Below are 20,888 nucleotides of genomic sequence, written 5' to 3' on the forward strand. Positions count from 1 at the left end.
ATACTTGTGGATCCCGTTCTTCCCGCTGATTCCGGAGTTTCTCAACTACTGGCGCTTGACGACGAGGGTTCGCGTGGTGCTTCTCCCGAGGTCGTCCGTTGCCGTGAGGCGGTGCGTGCCGGGAGCTGCGCGCCATTCGAGGGGCTTACCTGTCGGCGAGACGCCGAGGAAGGTATTCCCCGAATACCAGTAGACGAATTTGGCATCCGGGTCGGTTCCGGCACGCAGAAGCGTTCTTGCCGTTCCGGCGCTGCCGACGGCATAGAGCACCGCGCCTTCGCGGGGCGACACGATGGAGGGAGGCCTTCCGCCGGGGACTCCGGAGACGGCTTCGCAGCCCGCCTCATAGGGCGGCGGCGGTCGCTTCACAATGCCGGCCTCGAGAAAGACTTTCTGGAAGTGCGTGGGCCAGAATTCCCAGACGACCTTTTTGACTCCGGGACCCGCCGCGCAGGCACGCAGCCCCGTCGACTCCCGCACGAGAATCTCGCGGAAGACGCCCGTGCTTTTGACGGAGGTTTTTCCGGGAAGAATCCAGGAGAGCGTTTTCTCAGGACAGAGCGATGTGTCGAGCTCGCCGGTTGCCGTGCAGACGGTTTCTCTTGCGACCCGAAGCTTCTTCTCGTCAATTTCGTCCTGCGGGATCTTTGCGGCCGGCCAGTCGAAGGACAGGTCTGATGCAATCCGTGCAGCGGCGGCCTTGAAGAGCGGCGCGGCGAGCGCCGCACCCTGAAGCTGCGGGTTGGGCGCGCCCGAGAAGTTCCCGAGCCAGGCCACGATCACATAGGGCCCGACGGAACCCGCGGTCCATGCGTCCCGCCAGCCGTTGCTCGTTCCCGTTTTGTAAAGAAGCTCGCGCTTCGCGCCCCCGGCAGTAATGAATTCGCCGCGTGAGGCGAGCATGCGTTTGAGCACAAAGACGGCTTCAGGCGAAAGGACGGAACCTTCGGCTTCGGCGCGTTCGTTCTGAAGAATCCTGACGGGGCGCAGGAGCGCATCGTCGGCGAGCATCGCGTAGAGCTTTGCGAGGTCGCCCATCGTGACTTCAGCGCCTCCGAGCACGATCGAGAGCCCGTACCAGCTCTTCTCGTGGGGAAGCTTCACGCCAGACTTTTGAAGAAGTTCGTAGAGCCCTGGGTTGAGCTGACGTTCGAGCTCCGCCGCCGGGAGATTTCGCGAGAGCACGAGGGCATCCTCGGCAGACAACGGCCCGCGGAAGCTTCCGTCCGCGTTTTCCGGGGCCCAGCCGCCAAAGCTCTGCGGACGATCGATGAGAACGGTCTTTTCGTGAATGAGACCCTGATCGAGCGCGAGGCCGTAGACAAACGGCTTCAAGGTTGAGCCCGGGCTTCGCTTCGCATTCCAGGCGTTCACCTCGCCCGCAATCGATGCATCCGACCAGTCGGCCGACCCTACGAGCGCGATGAGGGAGCGGTCGCGGGAATCCACCACGGCGAGCGCCGCATTCCGGACGCCCCAGGGCTTGAGTCTCGCGATGGTTTCACGAACAAGCGACTCCATGGAGGACTGGAGGGCAATCCGAAGCGTTCCCCGGACCGGTCCGCCCTTTGATTTCTGGAGAACCATCCGCGAATAGTGGGGAGCGAGCATCGGAAGGTTTTCGGGTTCAAATACCTCGATCGAAGCTCGGACGGGTTCGGAGAGGCGTTCATTCATCGCTCCCGCACGGATCATCGCGAGCCCCAAACGGATTCGCGCGTCGTCAAGATCCGTATTCCCGGCCGCCATCGGGCGGCGCTTCACGGGGTTCTGCGGGATGACGGCGAGGCTTGCGGCCTCAGCAGCCGAGAGCATTGAGGGCGGTTTATGGAACCACACGCGGGAGGCTGCGCCCGCGCCCTCGACGTTTCCGCCATAAGGCGCGAGATTGAGGTAGGCCTCGAGGATTTCGTCCTTCGAATAGTGCGTTTCATAGCGAAGCGCATGCCAGATCTGCCGGATTTTGCCTTCGAAGGTATTGGTCCTGAGCTTCAGCCTCATGCGGGCGAGCTGCATCGTGATCGTGCTCGCGCCCATTCGGCGCGAGCCCATCAGCGTTTCCATGCCGGCGCGCACGATGGAGCCGGGATTGACGCCCTTGTGGCTCCGGAAGAGCCGGTCCTCGTAAAAGAGCGTTGCGTCGATGAGCTTCGGATCAATCTGTGCGAGCGGGGTCCTTACGCGATAGATCCCGTCCTTCGCAGGCGTGAGCCTCAGGAGCTCCCCTTTCGCAGAGTAGACGGCCGGAGAGAAATCGATCCCGTCAAGAAGCGGCGGCGCGGGCGAGCGCCCCGCCATCTGCCAGACGACGTTTGCGCCGCCGACCAAAATGACGCCGACAATGGCCGCGGAGAGTATGAAGGCGGTCGTGCGGCGCAGAAACCGCACGGGTTCGCTTTCGCTCTTCGGTTTTGTCCGGGGCTGAGGCGTCTGCGCGGTTGCCTGCGGTTCTTCCTGGGAATCGTTTCTCGGGGCTTCAGCCATCAGTCATCTCCATCGGGAGCGGAGGGAGTGTTCCCGGGCGCTGTGTTCGCCTTTTCAGGTGCCGGGGATGCGGCACTCTGAGGCACTCTATTTTCGGACGGCTGAGTGCTTTGAGATGAGAGCGGCGCTGCGCTCATGTCTCTCGACGCGGAAGCTGCGGCCGGAGCTGCGTCGGGGAGCTTCACGGGATTCCCTTCTGAATCGAGAATGGTGAGCTTCCCGGAAGCGCCTCTGGCGCGAAGAAGCGGGCGCGAAAGCGACTGCGCCTCCACAGGCGGCACCGTAAATTCGCCGGGCGTTGCGGCGCGCACCGTGTAGGTGAAGGTGACGGGACTCCAGCTCGAAAGTTCGGGCGAGAGCCAGGTCATCCGCTCCTCAGAGCGCAGGAACTTCGGAGCCCCGTCCGGTCCCGTGCCGGGGTTCATCGCATAGGCGAGGCCGCCCGGCAGCAGATCCGTAAGCGCAATGTCCATGAGGCCTTCCTCGCCCGCATAGGCGCGAAGCTTTACGCGCACGGTGATCTTTTCGCCCGCGCGGAACCGGGTCGAGGGTTTGCCGTCTTCGCCGAGGTACGTGCGCTCGACTTCAAGTCCCGATTTTTCGGCGGGAGACGCCTTGTCGTCTGGGAGCCGCACCCATCCGGTCTGCTCGCCCTGCCACCAGAGGAAGGAGGACTGGGCGGCGCCCGACACTTCCGCAGCGATGCATCCCGGAGCCTCGAGAAGAGCGCCCGCCGGGGCGGTGGTGAGGTGATCCTTGTCGTCGGGGAAGCCCGCTGTGCGCTTCACGCAGACGAGGGTCAGCCCGGCATCGTCATCGGATTTTTCAGCATCCGTGGCGCCCCCGATCGAGGGCTCCATCATGGTCATGGCGGCAGCGCCCGCATAGAGGGCGTCGAAGGTGCCGCGTTTGAGCGCCCCGGCAAAGTCGTCGACGGCAAGGGACGAGAGGAATTTCGCGGAACTCTTCTGCGTGAGGCCGCTCGCCGCGAGCGCCTGGGCGGCAAGGGCCGTTGCGGTTTCAGGCGTCCACGCGCCGCCGGCGCGTGCAGTGGAAATGGTGCCGGAAAGGAGCTCCTCCGCTTCAGCACGCATTCTGAGGTGCTGGTAGGAGGCCGCAAGGAACGCGGCGGCGGCATCCCGCTTCCAGTCGGGGAAGCGCTCTTCCATCGAGGCGCGAAGCGTTTCGAGGTACTCCGTCGTCATCGTGCCTTCGCGGGTGAGCACCCAGAGCGCATAGGCCTTGGTGCGCGCGTCGTCGATGGTCTGGGGATCTTCCGTGACGGTGCGCATCAGGCGCTCCTTCACGCTGCGCATCAGCTCCGGGGGTACGCCCGTCGTGCGGGCGGCCGCAAGCAGGTAGTCAAGCGTCCAGGCCGTGAGGTACGGGTTCGCCGGCATCCAGGGGAAGCTCCGGATGCCTTCCCAGGAGAGCGCTCCCTCAATAGCGGAGAGCGCTTTTTCGGCGCGCGCTTTCGTGAGTTCCGCAAGCTTCGCTGCTGCCTTTTCGGGCGTTTCGCCCAGGGGCACGAACCGGGCGGCATCCGGGTTGGCGGCAAGGAGCACAAGGGGAAGCGCCGCGGCAATCGCGTCTGCGGGCTGGTTCCAGTCGCGGTTTGCAAAGGGGAGCCCAAGTTGAAGGACGAGGGTCGCCGGAACCGCCGACACCATGAAGCTCGTCTGCGATTCGTTGGGATAAAGCTCGTTGGGAAGCTGGAGGAGCGGGCTCCCGTCTTCCGCATTCCCTTCGATTCTTCCGCCATAAATGCGGGTGGATTTGACGGAAGCCGGACGAACGCCGATTTCCAGAGTGCGATCGGCCTTTGCGTTTTCGGTCTGAGCACGGAAAGTGACCTGCACGGTCCCGGGGGCGGCAGGCGCCTGGGCGACCGAGGTTGCAACCTTGCCGCCCTTTTCCGGGAAGGTGATGGGAATTGCGGCGGAGGCGGGCGTGAGCGCGTCGGAGCTGATCTCGAGCGCGCCGGAGGCTGTCGGAGTCTCCGGCGTCACCGTCGCGCCGAGAGCGAAGATGTCGCCCGGCGACACGGCTGCCGGGAGAATCGGCTCGATCACGAGGGGTTCGGCAATGGCGGCCGACGCTTCGCCGGCACCTGCTTCATTCTCGGAAGCACCCACGGCAAAAATGCGGATGCGGCCGTTGAAGCCTTCCGGCAGCGTCGCCTCAATGGTTCTGGCTTCGGGTCCGGCTTCCACCAGACCGCCCCACCAGACGGCGGAATCCCCAAGCGTTCTCGCGAAAGGATTTCCGAACCCGGCTGCCATCTTGGCCGATTCTGCAAAGTCGCCGCCGAAGGGTGCGGTAAGGTCTGCCGCCGCACTCGCGTCCGGCATCAGAAGCGACAGGGTTTCGCGGGTTTCGACTTCAAGCGCCCGATCTTCAATAAGGGCCTTCAATGGGTTCGGAGCCGGATAGTTGGTAAGCGAAAGAATTCCGGCGTCCGCCGCCCAGAGGAAGACGCGCGAGGGCTTCTCGGCCGTGAGCGTTATCGGGATGGTCTTCGCGCTCCCGAGCTTCTCCGGTACGGACACATCGATCTGAAGGCGCTTTTCCTTCGTGTTGAGAAGAACCGGAATTGCTGTTTCAGCGAAGCCCCTCAGGAACTTCTTGGCCGAATCCTGACCGCGAACGAGCGACACGCGAAGCCACGCGCGGCCCGAGAACCCTTCCGGGGCGTCGACCTCAATCAGGTTGTCGCCCGACTTGACGGCAGTCCAGCGGGACGAGATGACGTTGGCGGATTCAAAAGTAATGAGCGCAAAGCCCGAGAAGGGAGAGAGGAGCGAGAGCCTCGCCTTGTCGCCCGCTTCGAGCGTCGTTTTCTCAAGGCGCGCGCGCATTTCTGCGGCGGGGAGTTCCTCGGACGCGGCTTTCTCGAGCGTATTCCCGGCCGTGTTGTAGGGAAGCGTGAGCAGAAGCGTTCCATCCTCTCGCGTCACGCGAATCAGCCATTCGCCGGGTTCGCGGGTGTTGAGCGGAAGCACGGCTTCGCCCGACGCATCGGTCGTGAGGTCAACCGTTGCCGTTGTTTCAGACAGAGGCGCGTCGCTGTAGGTGAGGCGCCCGGAGCCGTCGGCCGTGAGCTCCGTCACATAATGCGTGCGGCTGATTTCAGCGCGAAGCTTTTCGCCCGCCTTCTTTTCGAGGTGCCGGTCAACCGCAATGAAGCGCACCTCCGCCGGGTCGCCGGCAAGGAGGAAGTTCATGGGCTGGGGCGTTTTGTCGAGCTTCCAGCCAAGCGCCAGTTCACCCCGCGAGAGGAGGAAGTTGAAGCGTTCGGAAACGGCTTCACCGCCTTCGGATTCAAAGCCCGTGAGGGAAACCTCTGCGCGCGCGAAGCCCGGAATCGTGAGGCTCCCGAGCGGCAGCGTGAGCTCCGCGTCGCCCGCGCCGGTGGTTTTGACGGCGGGAACGTCCAGGCGCTTTCCGGCATTCCGGTTGTTTTCGAATCCTCCCGCAGGAGATTCGAAGGTCCAGCCCTCGAACCCCGGGAGCGTCGTGCTTGAAACCGGGTTGACGACGACCTCGCCCTCAATCCGGCGGCCTTCGGCGCCGGCCCCAAAGAGGCTCGTGAGCTTCGCGGGGACTTGAATGTCGCCCGGCGCTACCCACCCGGCTTTGGCTTCCGCGGCAGGAAGCTCCGCCGAGAGCGAAAGCGTTTCGGGTGCAAAGTCGGCGATGAAGAGCGTCGTTGTCGAGAGCGCGGCGTCGCCGCCCGCTGCAAAGACGTCCATCTTGATGCGTCCCGGGAGCGTGCCCTCCGGAATTGTCCAGTCGAAGTCGGCAAGTCCCTCGGGCGAGAGCTTCACCTGGCGCTTCTCGACCACTTTCCCCGCGTCATTTGTGAGCTTCACTTCAACCGGGAGCCCCTCGGGGAGCGCCGCCATGCTGAGTTCTCGAATCCCCAGGCCAAAATGCACGGTTTCGCCCGCACGGTAGATCCCGCGGTCCGCGAACGAAAATGCCGCCATGTTGCCGCCCTTCGTTTCGCGTCCGCCCGTATTCCAGCGGAAGGTGTCCGAAAGGTTGGTGGGGTCCCGGAGCGAAATCCAGGCGAGATCGGTGCCCTTTGACTGCACGGTAATCGCCGCAGGGCGCTTTTCGCGCTCAAGGCCCTTCGTGGGCTTGAAGTGCGCGCGGCCCTCCTCATCCGTCTGCACGGACTCGATCACGGTGCCGTTTTCGGCGAGAAGGCTTGCCGCCACGTTGGCGGCGGGCTTCCCGTCCATGAAGCCCGCGGCAAAGACGTCGATCGAGGTGTCGGCCGAGGTCTTCGCAATGACGGCGAGGTTCGTGAGAAGAAGGCGCTTGCTCGCGGTCGCGACCACTTCTTCCTTCCCGTCCTTCATCCTGACGCCCGTGAGCTCAACCTGGAAGAGTCCGGGACCGGCGCCGATCACAGCTTCGGCAAGATCAAGCGTTGAGAAGCGGGCCTTCCCGGGCGTTGATTCGCCGAGTTCGATTTCGCCCGTGACGGCGCTCGTATAGGCGTCGGGCGAGGTGCTCTTCATCACGTTCCAGCCGTCGGCTGCGAGCGCAAGGTAGGCGTTCTTCACGCGTGCGATGCGCCAGCGAAGCTTCTCGACGCCGGTCGAAAAGAGGGAGAGCGTCCAGTTCCCCGAGAGCGTGAGCATGTTGCCGGGCTGGAGGAACTCGATCGAGCTCGAGAGCTTCGGAAGAAGCAGCACCGAGTGCCATTTATCGCTCAACCCCGACGTGCCTTCCGGCCCGAAGGATTCAGGCAATTCCACATAAAGGAACGTCCCCTGAGGCGCATGAAGGCGGAATTTGGCCGTGGTCGTGAGGCCCTTTTCTGAGGCCGGCATCACTTCCACGGGTTCGGCGCGGGAGAGTATCTCTTCGTCGATGACGGGCGCGGCCGTCCAGACGGCATTGGTCTGCGCTTCCTCCGACATTTTGGAGGGGAGCGCCAGCACGCGGATATTGTTCATTACCGCCTGCGGATCCATCTGAAGGGTCCCCGTGAGCGTGAGCTCGTATTCGCCGTTCATCGCTTCGTCGCGAACGGCATGAATTTCTGCGCGTGAAATCTGGAAGAGCGTGGCTTCGCCCGGAACAGTCTGATTGACCGAAGCCGTCTCAAAGCCCTTCGGCACCGTGAAGCGGCCGTTGTTCTGGCTGATCCGCCCGGCGATGCCGGCGAGCTTCGCCGTAACAATCGTTTCCTCTTCGGGGAGCTTCGTGAGCTTCACCTTCACGTAGACGCTTGTTCCGTCATCGCTCCAGATGAACTGAGGCTTTGCGGTCTCGAGGCCCGATTCCTTTTTGAAATTGAGGCTGAAGGCCTTTTCAACCATTCCCTTCTCAGGGACGGTCGTGAAGAAGAATTCAAAGGAGAGCCACCGTTCGCCCTTTACTGCCGGATCAATCCAGATGCGGCTTTGCGAATTTATGGCCGCAAGGGGCGGCGTCTCGATCGTGATGAAGCTTTCTTCAATATTGGCGCGAAGCGGAATCGGAATCCCGAGAAGCGACGCTCTCATCGAGCGCTTCGGCTGCCAGGCGTCCTTCGGCGTAAAGGCAAGCGAATCGGGTCCCGCCCAGCGCCAGGTGCCGGGAACGGAGGGTTTGAGCGTTATGCCTTCGACCGTGGCGCCGGAACGCCCGAGCGTAATCATGCAGCGGCTGTACCAGTCGTCGCCGTAGGCTTTTCTGCAGGCGTTTTCGCTGGGGGTCAGGGAAATGTAGATGGGAGCCTTTGCGGATGTCGGGGCGGAGACGGAGGGCTTAAGCCAGACCGTTCGGTCGTCGCTTCCCGGGGCGGCATGTGCCGGAAGAGAGAGCGAAGAGAGCGCGAGAAGCGTGACAAGGGAAAGGGGTTTTAGCTGAAGCGAAATGGCGCGCGTGGACAGAGCCATGGCAGGAAACTCCCAAATTAATCATGAGTATGAGCATAGACGGTTTGGGGGCCGGAGGCGAAGAGAGAAAGCCCGGGCGTCTCACTGATTTTCAATGGTTTTCCACAAGGAGAAAATGTTTGCCGGAGAAAATCAAGCATCTCCTCCCGTCTCTCTCCGACAACAGCGGAGGCGGAGCGGCCTCAGCCTGGGTTTGCGCGCTTGGCGCAGGAAAGCAGGATCGAGCGCACCCACTGGAGCTCAAGGTCGTCGTTTGCCCGGTGGTGCCAGATGAGCTGCGGCTTGTGGCGAATGCTTTTTTCCTTCGTCCTGATGATGACGATGTCGCCGCCTTTTTCCATGTATTCGGCTGTACGCCGCGGAAGCACCATCAGCAGGTCGCTTTCCGCCACGGTCGGAATGAGCGAGAGAAACTGCGTCGTTCTCATGGAGGAGCGGCCTTCGGACCATGCCGGAAAAACGTTCTCCCGGAGCGACGTCCAGGAGGCGCCCGGACGGGTGTGGTAGCAGACATCGGCAAAAGCGTGCCTGAGGACATCCGGAGTGGACACGGCCTCGCCTTCAGCCTGACGCGCCAGCGGATGATCCTTTCTTCCGGTGAGCACATAGTCCGTTTCCGCAAGCTCGATCGCGTGAAATCCTGCGGGGAGCGTCATGACGGGGGAGACCGCAAAGTCGATTTCACCCGAGGAGAGAAGCGAAAACCGGTCGTCCGAGAGCGGCAGGTAGGAAATCATGACGCCCGGCGCCTGCGCAAGGAGCTCCCTGGCGAAATTGGGAAAAACTGAAAAAGGCGCATTGTCGGCGCATCCGATGCGGATGTCGCGGACGATCCGGGCGGGATCGAAAGTCTGAGGTGCCAGAAGCGCGTCGTAGGTTTTGAGAACGGCTTCCGTGCGGGCCATGAGGAGCTTTGCCTTTCTCGTGGGAACCAGTCCGCCGGGAAAGCGCGTGAAGAGGCGGTCTTCAAAAATCTCGCGCAGCTGCGAGAGCATTCGGCTTGCCGTGGGGAGCGACAGTCCCAGGCGCTCTGCCGCTGCCGCCAGATTTTCCGTCTGGCAGAGCGTATGGAGGAGCCTGAGGGACTCAATGGAGGGTGATTTTGCGCCGACTTTCATTTTCAGAAAATGCCTCTTTTCGAAATTGTAACTCAATCAAGGTATCCGATTGTTTACTGTAAATTATTTGATTTTTATGATTTCTTCATTGCAAATTTCATTCTGAAGGAAAGGAGTTTCCATGAAGACCATCACGAAGTCCGCGCTTGCGGCTGCCGTTCTCGGCGCCCTGATGCTCTCTGCTGCACCGACGACGGTAATGGCGGCGGGCGGCGCCTCGGGCGCAGCCGTCAAGTACGCGAAGCAGGGGCAGATCGGCGAAGTCATCACGAATCCCTATCGCATTGCGCCGCTGACGGCCATCATTCGCTCGGGCGGCTACACGCTTACCGACGTCAAGGTCCGCATCGTGCCGAAGGAGAATGGCGCTGAGATCAAGTACGACGTCGACAGAAGCGAGGTGCTCACGCACGGCGGCATCCCGGTCTTCGGGCTCTATCCGGACTACGTCAATACCGTTGAGGTCTCCTACACCCGCACGGATCTCACGGGCGAAAAGAAGGCGGTGAACGAGGCCTACAAGATCTATGCGCCGCCCGTCTATACGGAAGGAAACGGCACGGTCTCTCAGAAGAGCACGATGTTTGATACGACGGTTGTGAAGGCCGATCCTGAATTCAAGGACCGTCTCTATCTCGTCAACAATCTCCTCGTTTCGCCCCCGAAGGGCTCGCGCGTTGTCTGGAACAACCCCTCGGGCGGCGCGTTGGAATGGTGCTTCTATCCGCAGAACGCCATCATCGATGCGACGGGCGAAGTCCGCTGGTACATGAACGTGGATTCAATCTACGACATGGAATCGGTCTACAACGGCGGCGTCATGATGGGCTTCCAGCAGGGCGACGACGGCGCGCTCACCTGGGGCTACGGCCAGCGCTACGTGAAGTACGACATCATGGGCCGCGAAGTCTTCAACCGCCGTCTCCCCGCGGGCTATGAAGACTTCTCGCACTCCTTTGATCAGGCCCAGAACGGGAACTTCCTTCTGCGCGTGGCGGCCAACGACGTTCGTCGTCCCGACGGCCGCAACGTCCGCACGGTCCGTGACGTGATCGCTGAAGTCAATCCCGCCGGCCGCGTGGTCGATGACTGGCGTCTCTGGGAAATTCTCGACCCCTATCGCGATGTCGTGATCAAGTCGCTCGACCAGGGCGCGGTGTGCCTCAATCTCGATGCCGACAGCGCCGGCAAGACGCTCTCTTCGGCTGACCTCGCCGCCATGGACAAGGAAGAGCATTTCGGCGACATCACGGGCGTCGGCATCGGCCGCAACTGGGCGCACGTCAATTCCGTCGACTATGACCCGACCGATGATTCGATCATCATTTCCTCGCGCCATCAGTCCGCGATCATCAAGATCGGCCGCGACAAGAAGGTGAAGTGGATTCTCGGCGCTCCCGACGGCTGGCAGAAGGCCTGGGCGGATAAGGTCCTGAAGCCCGTCGACAAGGACGGCAACCCCATCAAGTGCGAACAAGGCAAGTGCGAAAATACGACCTTCGACTGGACGTGGACGCAGCACACGGCCTTCCGCATCGACTCGAAGTCCGACAAGCGCTTCGTTTATCTCACGGCCTTCGACAACGGCGACGGCCGCGGACTCGAGCAGCCGCCGCTTCCCGACATGAAGTATTCGCGCGCTGTGGTCTACAAGGTCGACCAGGAAAAAGGCACGGTCGAGCAGCTCTGGGAGTTCGGCAAGGAACGCGGCCACGCGTGGTACAGCCCGGTGACCTCTCTCACGCAGTACGAGGCCGACAAGGATTCGATCATGGTCTATTCCGCGACGCCTGAGATGCAGCTCGTCAAGGGCAAGGCCGTGGGCGCGCCGAATCCGTACCTGATGGAATTCAAGTGGGGTTCGACGGAACCCGCGGTTGAAATCCGCATCAACGGCTCCATGGGCTATCAGGCGATGCCTTTCCGCGTCGAAAAGGCCTTCCATCACGCCAAGTGATGCATGAGGCGCTTCCATTGAAGCACTTCTGAAAGGAAAAAGCTCCGGTCTCTTTGCAGTCCCGGAGCTTTTTTCGTCTGGTGCCTTGCGGCTGAAAGAAGTCCTCAGAGAAGCCCGAGGCAGCTCATGATCAGGGGCATCGTGACCGATGCGAGCGCAGTCGTGACGAGAAGCGAATTCGCGGTCGCGCCCTGCATCACCTTGAACTCCTGCGCCATGATGTAAACGTTGACGCCGACGGGGAGGCACGCAAGAAGGCAGGTGGCCTGCATCGCCTCGTGACCGAGATTGAAGATCCGGCAGAGGCCGTAGACGACAAGCGGCTGGAGGCCGAGCTTCAGGAACGTTATGAGGAGCGTCGTGGAGAGATTCGCGGTGATCCGGTACTGCGTGAGGCCGACACCGACCGCAAAGAGCGCGACGGGAGCTGCCGCGTCCGCCATCATGGCGATGGTCTTTGCCATGGGCACCGGCATGGAGAGGTTCGAGATGCTCCAGAGAAAGCCGAGGATGATGCCGATCACGATCGGATTCCGGATGGTTTGAAGCGTTCCCTTTGTGACCGTCGTGAGGATCGACGGGCTCTTCGCGCGCCCGAGTTCGATCGCGATCGTGACGAGGGTCCACATGAGGAATCCGTTCAGGGAAAAGATGATCGCAATCGAAAGCATCGCTTCTTGCCCAAGGAGCGCCACGGCAACGGGGATCCCGAGCTGAACGTTGTTCGAGAAGACGGCTGCCATGCCGAAGATCGTGCGCTCGTCGGAATTGAGGTTCAGAAAGCGGTGCCCGAGGAAGCGCCCGATCGCGAAGACGAGAAAGCAGGAGCCGAAGAAGGCGAGCGCAATGTTCCAGTCGGGCGGCGGCAGGTGCGTGATGTCGCTCATGAGCCTGAAAAGAAGAATCGGGAGCGCAATGTTGAAGGCGAATTTCGATAGCGCCTGACCGATTGCCGGCGTGACGAGCTTTACGGTCGCAGCGAGATACCCGATGGCAATGAGCGCAAAGAGCGGAAGCGCTGCAAGGAAGTTGGTGAGGAAGAGTTCCATTGCTGCTGCAAACATGTCTGAAGGCTTCGGGGAGGGACTTTGCTTAGGGGATGTCGGTTCCCTCGCGTGCAAAGTCCTGAAGCTTCAAATTCTATTTTTCTAGTGCGGCGTCGGGAAGAGCTGGGATAAGGCGAGAATTCGGCAACAGTTGCTCAGGCATCAGAGGGAACAAGTCTGCTGGTTCATGTCCTTGAAACTCTTACTCGGCTAATTGAGCTTCTTCCTTAGCTCGAAGATGTTTAATCACGCGGAGCATGATGTTGATGGATTCCTCGAGGTTCTTTTCCACGAAGCCTTCCCCCATACATTTGTTATCGGGATGATGAATGGAGTTCCTGATGCAGGAGGAAAGAGTGAGCTTATCTCTTCGATTTTTGCCTTTATTGTCCTTTCGGCTCCAAATACAGGGAGTGTGGTGCTCATTCATTTCATCAAAAGAGAGCCGCAACAGTTTGTCTGCGGCTTCAACAGTCGCGGAACTAGAACGGTCCTGCAGATAGCTGTATAGCTCATCGTGGAACTCGACCGTCGGCATGTTGTAGGCGTGCCAGCAAATTTCGCCCCACGTGGGGCCGTGGAGAAAGAGCGATCTGAATCGCGCTTGTGACACGACGACATTAGAGGCGGTTGAGTTGTCTCTTTGACAGAGAAGAAGATTTGCAGTTCGAACAGCCGGGGAGTGGAGAAAAATTGGCGAATGTGTCGTGACAATTACCTGATAAAACTTTGAAATTGTGAGAAGAGCATCCAGGAGCCTAGCTTGTCCGCGCGGATGCAGACAGATTTCGGGTTCGTCCAGAAGAAAGATGTAGGGCTTCCTTGTACCAACGGTTTTGTTGGAATGAACAGATGCCCAGGCGACGAGGAGTGCGAGAGCGGTCATCCTTTGAACTCCCTGGCCGTGTTCGGAAAGCGGGAGAGAGTTGCCAAGGTCGAGTATGGGGGTCAGAGTTCTGATCAGTGTTGATAGCCTTGGTTCGGGGAGTTCAAACCGAATGGTGCCGTCACCGAAGAAAAAGCGAAACTGATCTGATACCTGATTTTCAATTACTTGAATATCCTTGCGGAGCGAGGAATTCTGCCCGGAAAAACAATCGTTGAAAGCCTTGCAGAATTGTTGATAGTCGATTGATTTTTCGGCAGTTTTAAAGATGTCTTCTAAGAGCTCTTGACTGAGGGTATTGACGCGAAAGGATGCGCGCTGCTGCACTTCAACGGAGGCCCAGAGCGGATGGAGGTCAATGGCGCGGTTGAGTATGAAATAAAGACTAGTCGGGTCTGAGTTTTTTTCATTAAAACCGCCTTTCTCCGCAAGTATGCCGGTTTTCTCTAAATTATTAAACGAATGTCTGACTCGCAAATGCCCGGAAGAGGTTAAGGCTTCCTTCATCGAGTCTTTGTCCGTATTACTGCTAAAAGCTTCAAGCGTTCGCATCATTTCTTCAGAGGAGTTGTCTGCGAATTCGCCGATGACGGCGCATTCTTCAGAGACAGGTGCGCCATCGGAACCGATACTGGTTGGATTTTGTGAATGGGGTGTTAAATTCATCAGGAAGCATATCGCCTGTAAAAGCGTACTTTTCCCGACATTATTTTCTCCGACAAGGATATTCAGACCGGAGCCTGGGTTACCATTTGGTCCATGAAAGATTATTTCCTGCGACTCTCCTCGGAATCCTTTGAAATTTTTGAGCTTGAGGCTGTGGAGGTACATGTGTGATGAATCTCCTTCAATAGTGGATTCAGGCCCCAGAAGACTGCTTCGTCGTGCGCTTCCTGGCCTTTCGTTTTTCGGTGTAGTCGAGCACCCATTTGCGGCAGGTGCTGGCCGATATGCCGCTCTTCTCGGTGATCTCACTCCATGTGCTCCCCGTTAGTCGCATGCGGATCACGGCCTTTTTCACGTCGTCCGAGTAGCGGTACTGGGAGGGAGAGAGCTCCGTGTGAAATTTACCCTTGCGGTACTCCCGGTTCCAGTCGCGCAGCGTGTTGACGGAAAGGTCAAGAATGCGTGAAGCGCGCGTGTAGCCGATGCCGTGTTCAAAGAGTTCAAGCGCCTGACGGCGCTTCTCGTCGGAAGCAAAAGGCGGGCGTTTCCTCGTGGAAGATGTGGGCGACAAATCACCAGCAGAAGGCGAAAGCTTGAGAACGGCCATGAGACGCCTCAGTACGGTTCTGTAGGGAAAAAAGAACCCGTCTCCCGAAACGCTTTCGAGGAAACGGGTTCTTTAAAGGTGGCGTTTGGGGGAGCGCGTGGTGTCTCAGAAAGACTTTTATCGCTCACCCAAACTCGCGATCTTTGCTGCCCCATGAAGCCGAGCTTCAGGGGCAGAGTCTCAGAGAGACTTAGAACGCGTAGCGGACGTTGGCATTGAACGAGTTGTTCATGCGGTCATCCGAACCGACGCCGAGCTTGTAGTTGAGACCAAAGCCCCAGGCACCGTTCGTCGCATTGACGCCGAGCTGAGCCTGAACCGGGTTCGAGTCGATCACGCGGACGGCGTAGTCGGTCGTAGCGGAAGCACCGGTGACGCCGAGCTTGAGGTCCGCATCCTTGTCGCCGAAGGTCGGAACGACAGAGAGGTCGAACTTCGGAGCGATCGTCCAGCCGGAGGTTTCGAAGTCAGCCGAGACCGTCACGCCGACCGGCATCTGGAAGATGTTCTGGTCGTCGATGTCGGTAACGTAGGCAGCTTCAAAGCCGTCCGTGGAGAGCGCCGTGTAGCGAAGACCAACGTGCGGAACGATGTTGACGGAGCCAGCCTTCGTGAGGACTTCACCGCGGACGCCGACCGTCCAGGCATCGGTGTCCTGGTCGAACTTGTAGTTGAAGCCGTAGCCGTTGGCCTTTACTTCGTTCGAGGCCTGGAGGTAGCCGATGTCAGCAGAGACGTTCCAGATGTCGGCAAAGGTCTTCGAAGCGTAGATCGAGAAGCCGACGAGGTCGGAATCGGTCGAAGCCTTGAAGGCCGAATTCTTGCTGTCGGTGTCAGCCGTGCCGATCGTCAGCGCAGCACCGAGGACGGCGTTGCAGCTGAACTGGTAGTCGAGACCAAGGACGCCCGAGTAGATGTCGGAGCTGTAGCCCGCGCCATCAAAGAGGGTCTTGGCTTCGAACTTACCGCCGTTCACGTCAGCCCAGACGTTGACGCCCTGGCCGCGCTGCGTGAGGACAGAGGTGCGGTCGGCAACGGTGTCAGCCATCTGATTGACGGCATCCATCGTCATCGTCTGCACGCCCGTCGTGGCGCCGAGGGCTGCACCCGCGTTCAGAGCGGAAACGATGCCGGCATAGTCGAACTCGATATCATCCTTCGAATTGAAGAAGGGCGAGGAGTAGGACGAGAGCAGGGTGTTGAGGAACTCAGCAGACTTCGAGGTGTTGTTGAGGTTTGCACCTTCCTCGAAATAGGCATATGCCATCTCAGCGGCGGCACCCGTGAAGCCGATCTTGTTGAGATCCTTCTGCATGCCGATCGTGATCGTGCTCGACGTGTCTTCAACGTCCTTGACTTCCATCAGCGCATCGCCCTGGAAGACGGTGTCAGAGTAGAAGCCATTACCAGAGTTAAGTTCACCAGCAGACAGCTTAAACTGCTGGCCGTTCGCTGCATTGGCAATGTAGACGACGGCGTCGCTGTCAATCGACACATTCTTGTCAAAGAGCGCAACTTCACCCTTGGCGTTCACCTTGTTCGCGTCGAAGGCGAGCATGCTGTTGCCAGCAATGTAAACGTTGTTGCGAGACTGAAGGCCATTGGTGACGTCAACGTAATCCGTTGCATCAGCAGATGTAGCTGCAGCGCTGCCGAGGTAGGTATCGGTGCCGGTGACATAAAGAACGGAGTTGACCGTGCGAGTGACGTAGGACGGATTGTCATCTTCACCCGTGGTTTTAGCAAGCGTGAAGCCAGTCTGTTCGAGGAGATCGTTCTCATCGAATTCAGTGGCGTCCGTCGTGCCGAGCGAAAGGATGGCATTGCGGCCAGCGGTAGCGGACGATGTGACAGCACCATAGCCCACAGCGACCTTGGACGGAGCGGTACCGAATTCCGGATCAGCGAAGATCTTGCTGTTTTCGCCGAGCTTCGCTACAGAGACCGTACCAGCGGCTTCATCCGTGCCGACAAAGAGCGTCTTCGTCGAAGCGACAGTCAGCGTATCGTTGACCTTCAGCGAGTTGGTCACGAGCATGTCGCCCGCGATCGCCAGATTGTTGACGACTGCGGTACCGGCAATGGTCGAGACTTCCTTGAAAGTCTTCGTGGCAGCATCATAGCTGTACGTGTCACCGGTGTTATTGACCGTGACGTCATTGGCGGCGGCCGAGAACGTAGCGCCTTCACCGACGTTCAGCGTACCGGTCGCAACCGTGTAGGCCGAGCCGGATTCAACGCCAGCGATCGTAAGTTTGCCGTCAACATTGAGCGTATCAACGTTGATGCTCTTCGTCGTCAGATCGCCGTCAGCAGTGACGGAGAGCTTGGTATGGGAGACGCCGTTATTCTTCGTAACATTGCCGACTTCGCCGGTTGTAGTGACAACCAGAGCGCCGCTATCACCAAGCTTCACATTCGAAACGGTCGGGGTCTTCGTGGCGGAGGTGCCCGTACCGGAGGTCACTTCATGCCAAACAAGGAAGCCTTCCTTTTCGGTAGCCTTGTTGAGCGTGAGGGTGCCGGTGGTGACCGTAAGATCTTTCCCCGACGTGTAGATGTTGCCGAAGCTCTCAGAGCGGTTGAATGCGTCGCCATCAGCTTCCACCGACGCGGACTTATAAGTCGTTGTCGTGAGGCCCTTGATCATGTCCTTGTAGGCATAGCGATCAGAGCTATTGACTTTAACGTTGGACACCGTGACGTTGCCGAGATCGATTACACCCTTAAAGGCATCATTGGCGCTAACGATCTTGGAGGTCAAATTCGTTTCCAGAGTGTCCTTCGTAAAGGTAGCCTCAGACTCAGCGTAATCCGTTAGTACGAGGATGCCATTCTGGTCGAGCTTAATGGTATTGGCGTCAACACTGCCGGCTCCAGAAGAACTATCCGCAGCGAGAGTATTGGAAGTGCCAGCCTTCAGACCAATGCCATGGAGGGTGGTGGTGACTGTGCCGTCCGTCACAGTCAGAATTCCGTTCGTCCCCTTAGTGGTGAGCTTCCCGATCGTGAGGTTGCTCGCACCGCTCACCGTTGCCGAATTGCCAGCAGTGTTCTCAACACTCAGATCGCCAACCGTAACAGCGGCGCCCGATTCAATGGAGAAGGCACCGGATTTGACGTAAACGGACTTGAGTTCCTGATCAGCCGTGACGGCGAGAGAGGCGGTCGCGGCATTAACGACAAAGTCAGAGATGACGGCATCGTTACGATCAGTGATCGTGCCGCCAGCAAGCACAAAGTTCGTCGTCAGACCAAGGGCGGTTGCGGGCTTCTTTTCGGCAGGCACAGGTTCAGTGCCGTCCGCTTGAACATTGAGCGCCGTCTTCAGAACGCCGCCTTCAGCGATCGTCGTCGTGCCCACATCATAGTTGGCAGCAGCAAGTGTCGTGCTGACAAGACCGCCTTCGGCGATCGTCAATTTTTCAGCGCTGATCGTACCGTTGACATCTTTATCCGCGGTAGCGCCAGCTGTGTAGTTGATGAGTTGGCCGGCAACAGAGATGGAACCAGACGTGTTGGCCTCACCGACCGAACCGCCAGAAGCATTCGTGAGCACCGCATCCTTAGCGATCGTGAGGGAGCCGCTGGTGCCGAGCGAGATAGTGCCGGCATTAGTGGAGGCGCCAGACGCGAGAGTCAGCTTTGCTTTGGCTGCCGAGCTGTGGTTGGTATCGTCATAGACCGTAACCTTGCCACCGGAAGCAATGCTAACGGTATTGAGCGTGAGGCCGCCTTCAGCGAGGGTAAAAGCACCCGCTGTTGTCTTATCAGCTGAAACGCCCGCTTCAATCGTCAGCGATTCAGCGGTAACGTCGACCTTGTTGTTTCCATTCGTAAGCGTAAAGTCGGCGGCAGAGGTAGCATCTTCAATTGTGATAGCACCAAGGTTCGCCGAACCATAGAGCGTATTGGAGGCGTTATCTGGATCTTCATATCCAGAGACGGTAACAGAGGCACCAGGGGCAGAAACAACTGTAGCGGCTGTTTCAACAGTGCCCTTTACGTCAAGAGCCTTGTCGCCAGCAAAGGTGAGCTGAGTAGCATTGATCGAGCCATCTTCTGTGACCGTCGCGCCGTTCTTAAGAAGGACGAAAGCGGCATCATCAATCTTGTTATTCTTATCCTTCGCAAAATCGTCAGCCAGGCGGACTTCACCGCCCATGATGGCGCCGCCGATGGACGTAGTGCCCTCAACGACGAGCTTGCCGGAGTTCTGTTCAGCGGCATAGTCGGCATTAAAGTCAACACTCGCGCCGGAGAGCGTAACCGTGCCGGCATTAGCGAAAACGACGCCTTCTTCGATGGTCGTCTTTGTGGTGCTGACCAGGGAAAGTTCCTTTCCTTCAGCAACCTTGATATTACCCTTCAGGTAATCAACGTTGGCCCCCGAAACGGTGGTGTTGAGACCAATATCGAAGTTGTATTCCGTGCCGGGCTTATCGATAGTACCGTTCGTTCCCTTCTTGTCAGCAACGCCGAAAACGAGATTACCGGTCGCGGTCAGAGTAGCTTTACCAGCAACATCATGCTTTTCAGACGCAGCAGTCGTGGTCTTCAGAGTGCCGGACGCAAACACACGCGTATCGGAACCGGAAAGCGTGAGCGTTGCAGCAGTCCCGTTTTTTTCCACGAAAGATAGGAAGCCCTCGGCGCGCGACCTTCCCTGCGGGCGTTCTCACAAGAACGTCCAGCATGGTATCTGCTGCTTCTCAGGCTGCTGAAGCTACGCTAACTGCTGACGACTGCGCCTAGGATCGCACCCGTTTTCGTCTCCACAACTAGGCCGTCAGCGATCACGTATTTCGTTCCTTTGAGTTTCAGCAACTGCTTTACGCCGTTCTTTGCTCGTTCCATCAAGGTGTCCCGAAACGCCGTTGACTGGTAAGGCTCAAAGCCTTTCTGATGAGTGAGAACGGAATAAATGATGCGTGCGAGCAGGTGTGCGAAGGCGACCATGGCACGCCTGTAGCCGCGCCGCATCTTGAGCACCTGGAATTTTTCCTTCAGCGCAGCGGTACCGCCGACCACAAGTCCTCTGGCGGCTTCAATCAGCGTGCGCCTCAGGTGTTTGTTCCCTTTCGGGCATTTTCCACTTTTCTGTTTGCCGGCAGATGTGTTGTCCCCCGGGCAAATGCCGAGCCAGGAAGTAAACTGCTCTGACGTGGGGAAGTGGTCCTTCAAATCCGCACAGAGTTCGGCGTAAATCATGCGGGCCGAGCGTTCCTGAATTCCCGTTATGGTAATGAGCAGCTGGATGTCCTTCTCGTAGGGAGCCTGCAGCTGGCGGAGCCTTTCGAAAGTGCTTCGGTCGTACTCCTCGAGCTGATCGATCTTTTTCCGGAGCGCCAGAATCTGCTCCTTCATCATCGGCTCGATTTCGAAGTTGAGCGCCTGCATGATCTGCTCAGGGCTTGCCCGCAGCCGGCGGCTGTTTTGCTTGATGACATCAAACAAGTGCGGATCATCTCTGAGCTTGGCCATCAGTATGAGGCTGGCAGCTTTGCCTCCGCGGATGTCGCTGAATACCGTTGTAGGCCGGCATCCGGTGAGATTCAGAGACTTGCCGAAACGATTGGAAGTTCGGGAAATGTCATTCCTGTTCTTCTGCAGATCACGTGAAATGACGCGCTGCAGACGAAAGGCCTTCTCCGGCACGAAGGATTTTTTGAAGTTTCCCGTTCGGGCAAGAGACGCCAGACGTGATGCGTCCTTGCGGTCCGTTTTGCGGCCGGCTGCCGCTTTGGCGTCGCGGGCATTGATCAGAGCCAGCTGCTCAGAAGTGAAGCCGGCTCTCTCGAGGGCTTCGTACGGGCTCTGCCACAATGACCCGGTTGATTCCATAAGGATGATGTCGGGATTGCATTCACGGCACCAGGCGGCGAAAGCATCGATGCTTGCGCGGTCGGTATTGAAATCCCGGCTCTCAGATTGTTCACGATGACCTGCAACCTGCTTCTGATGGCAGCAGACGAGTAGGTTGAGATGAACGTCAATGCCTATTGCCGAGCGGTACATCGCGTGAACAGTAATTTCGGGATTACTGATCTGCGCACGGGCAGCTCGCAATGGCGTATCGGTACGGTTAGACTTACTCATAGCCCCTCCATTAAGAAATGATTGGGGTTCGAGGAAGCCCTGGCAACCACGAAGATGTTGGAGAAACAGGTAGACGCAGCAACCACCCGGAAGCTACGCTCATTTTTCCACACGCCTAGTCACCAGCG

The 20,888-nt window shown here is 58.9% G+C and carries 9 protein-coding genes; 1 reads left to right on the forward strand and 8 read right to left on the reverse strand.

Translation table 11 applies throughout. The features are described from left to right. Positions 1 to 45 precede the first annotated feature (45 nt). The 3 genes from pbpC to FG381_RS10765 all read right to left on the reverse strand — a co-directional run bounded on the left by pbpC (position 46) and on the right by FG381_RS10765 (position 9,499). Complete coding sequence (gene pbpC / locus FG381_RS10755; protein WP_139688787.1) at positions 46 to 2,484, reverse strand: penicillin-binding protein 1C; 2,439 nt, start codon at positions 2,482 to 2,484, stop codon at positions 46 to 48. Further along, a complete protein-coding gene (locus FG381_RS10760; RefSeq protein WP_139688788.1) occupies positions 2,484 to 8,381 on the reverse strand; it encodes an alpha-2-macroglobulin family protein in 5,898 nt (1,965 codons plus the stop codon). The genes pbpC and FG381_RS10760 overlap by 1 nt, the downstream gene beginning before the upstream one ends. A gap of 182 nt (positions 8,382 to 8,563) precedes the next feature. Then, complete coding sequence (locus FG381_RS10765; protein WP_139688789.1) at positions 8,564 to 9,499, reverse strand: LysR family transcriptional regulator; 936 nt, start codon at positions 9,497 to 9,499, stop codon at positions 8,564 to 8,566. A 121-nt stretch (positions 9,500 to 9,620) separates the two neighbouring features. On the opposite strand from FG381_RS10765, the gene FG381_RS10770 reads away from it, so the two are divergent. Next, complete coding sequence (locus tag FG381_RS10770; RefSeq protein ID WP_139688790.1) at positions 9,621 to 11,456, forward strand: aryl-sulfate sulfotransferase; 1,836 nt, start codon at positions 9,621 to 9,623, stop codon at positions 11,454 to 11,456. Between the two features lie 104 nt (positions 11,457 to 11,560). Here FG381_RS10770 and FG381_RS10775 read toward each other — a convergent pair whose 3' ends face one another. The 5 genes from FG381_RS10775 to FG381_RS10795 form a co-directional block, all read right to left on the reverse strand. Next, positions 11,561 to 12,520, reverse strand: a complete 960-nt coding sequence (locus FG381_RS10775; protein WP_139688791.1) for an AEC family transporter — start codon at positions 12,518 to 12,520, stop codon at positions 11,561 to 11,563. Positions 12,521 to 12,704: 184 nt separating this feature from the next. Continuing rightward, positions 12,705 to 14,219 (reverse strand): ATP-dependent nuclease, encoded by a 1,515-nt coding sequence (locus FG381_RS10780; RefSeq protein WP_139688792.1) that lies wholly within the window; start codon positions 14,217 to 14,219, stop codon positions 12,705 to 12,707. A gap of 28 nt (positions 14,220 to 14,247) precedes the next feature. Beyond that, a complete protein-coding gene (locus FG381_RS10785) occupies positions 14,248 to 14,661 on the reverse strand; it encodes a helix-turn-helix domain-containing protein (RefSeq protein ID WP_226960291.1) in 414 nt (137 codons plus the stop codon). Between the two features lie 190 nt (positions 14,662 to 14,851). Further along, entirely contained in the window at positions 14,852 to 19,294 is a 4,443-nt protein-coding gene (locus FG381_RS10790) for an autotransporter domain-containing protein (protein ID WP_139688793.1), read from the reverse strand. A gap of 98 nt (positions 19,295 to 19,392) precedes the next feature. Further along, entirely contained in the window at positions 19,393 to 20,760 is a 1,368-nt protein-coding gene (locus tag FG381_RS10795; RefSeq protein WP_139687046.1) for an IS110 family RNA-guided transposase, read from the reverse strand. Positions 20,761 to 20,888: the final 128 nt, after the last annotated feature.

This window comes from Sutterella faecalis (genome assembly GCF_006337085.1).
GTDB lineage: Bacteria > Pseudomonadota > Gammaproteobacteria > Burkholderiales > Burkholderiaceae_F > Sutterella > Sutterella faecalis.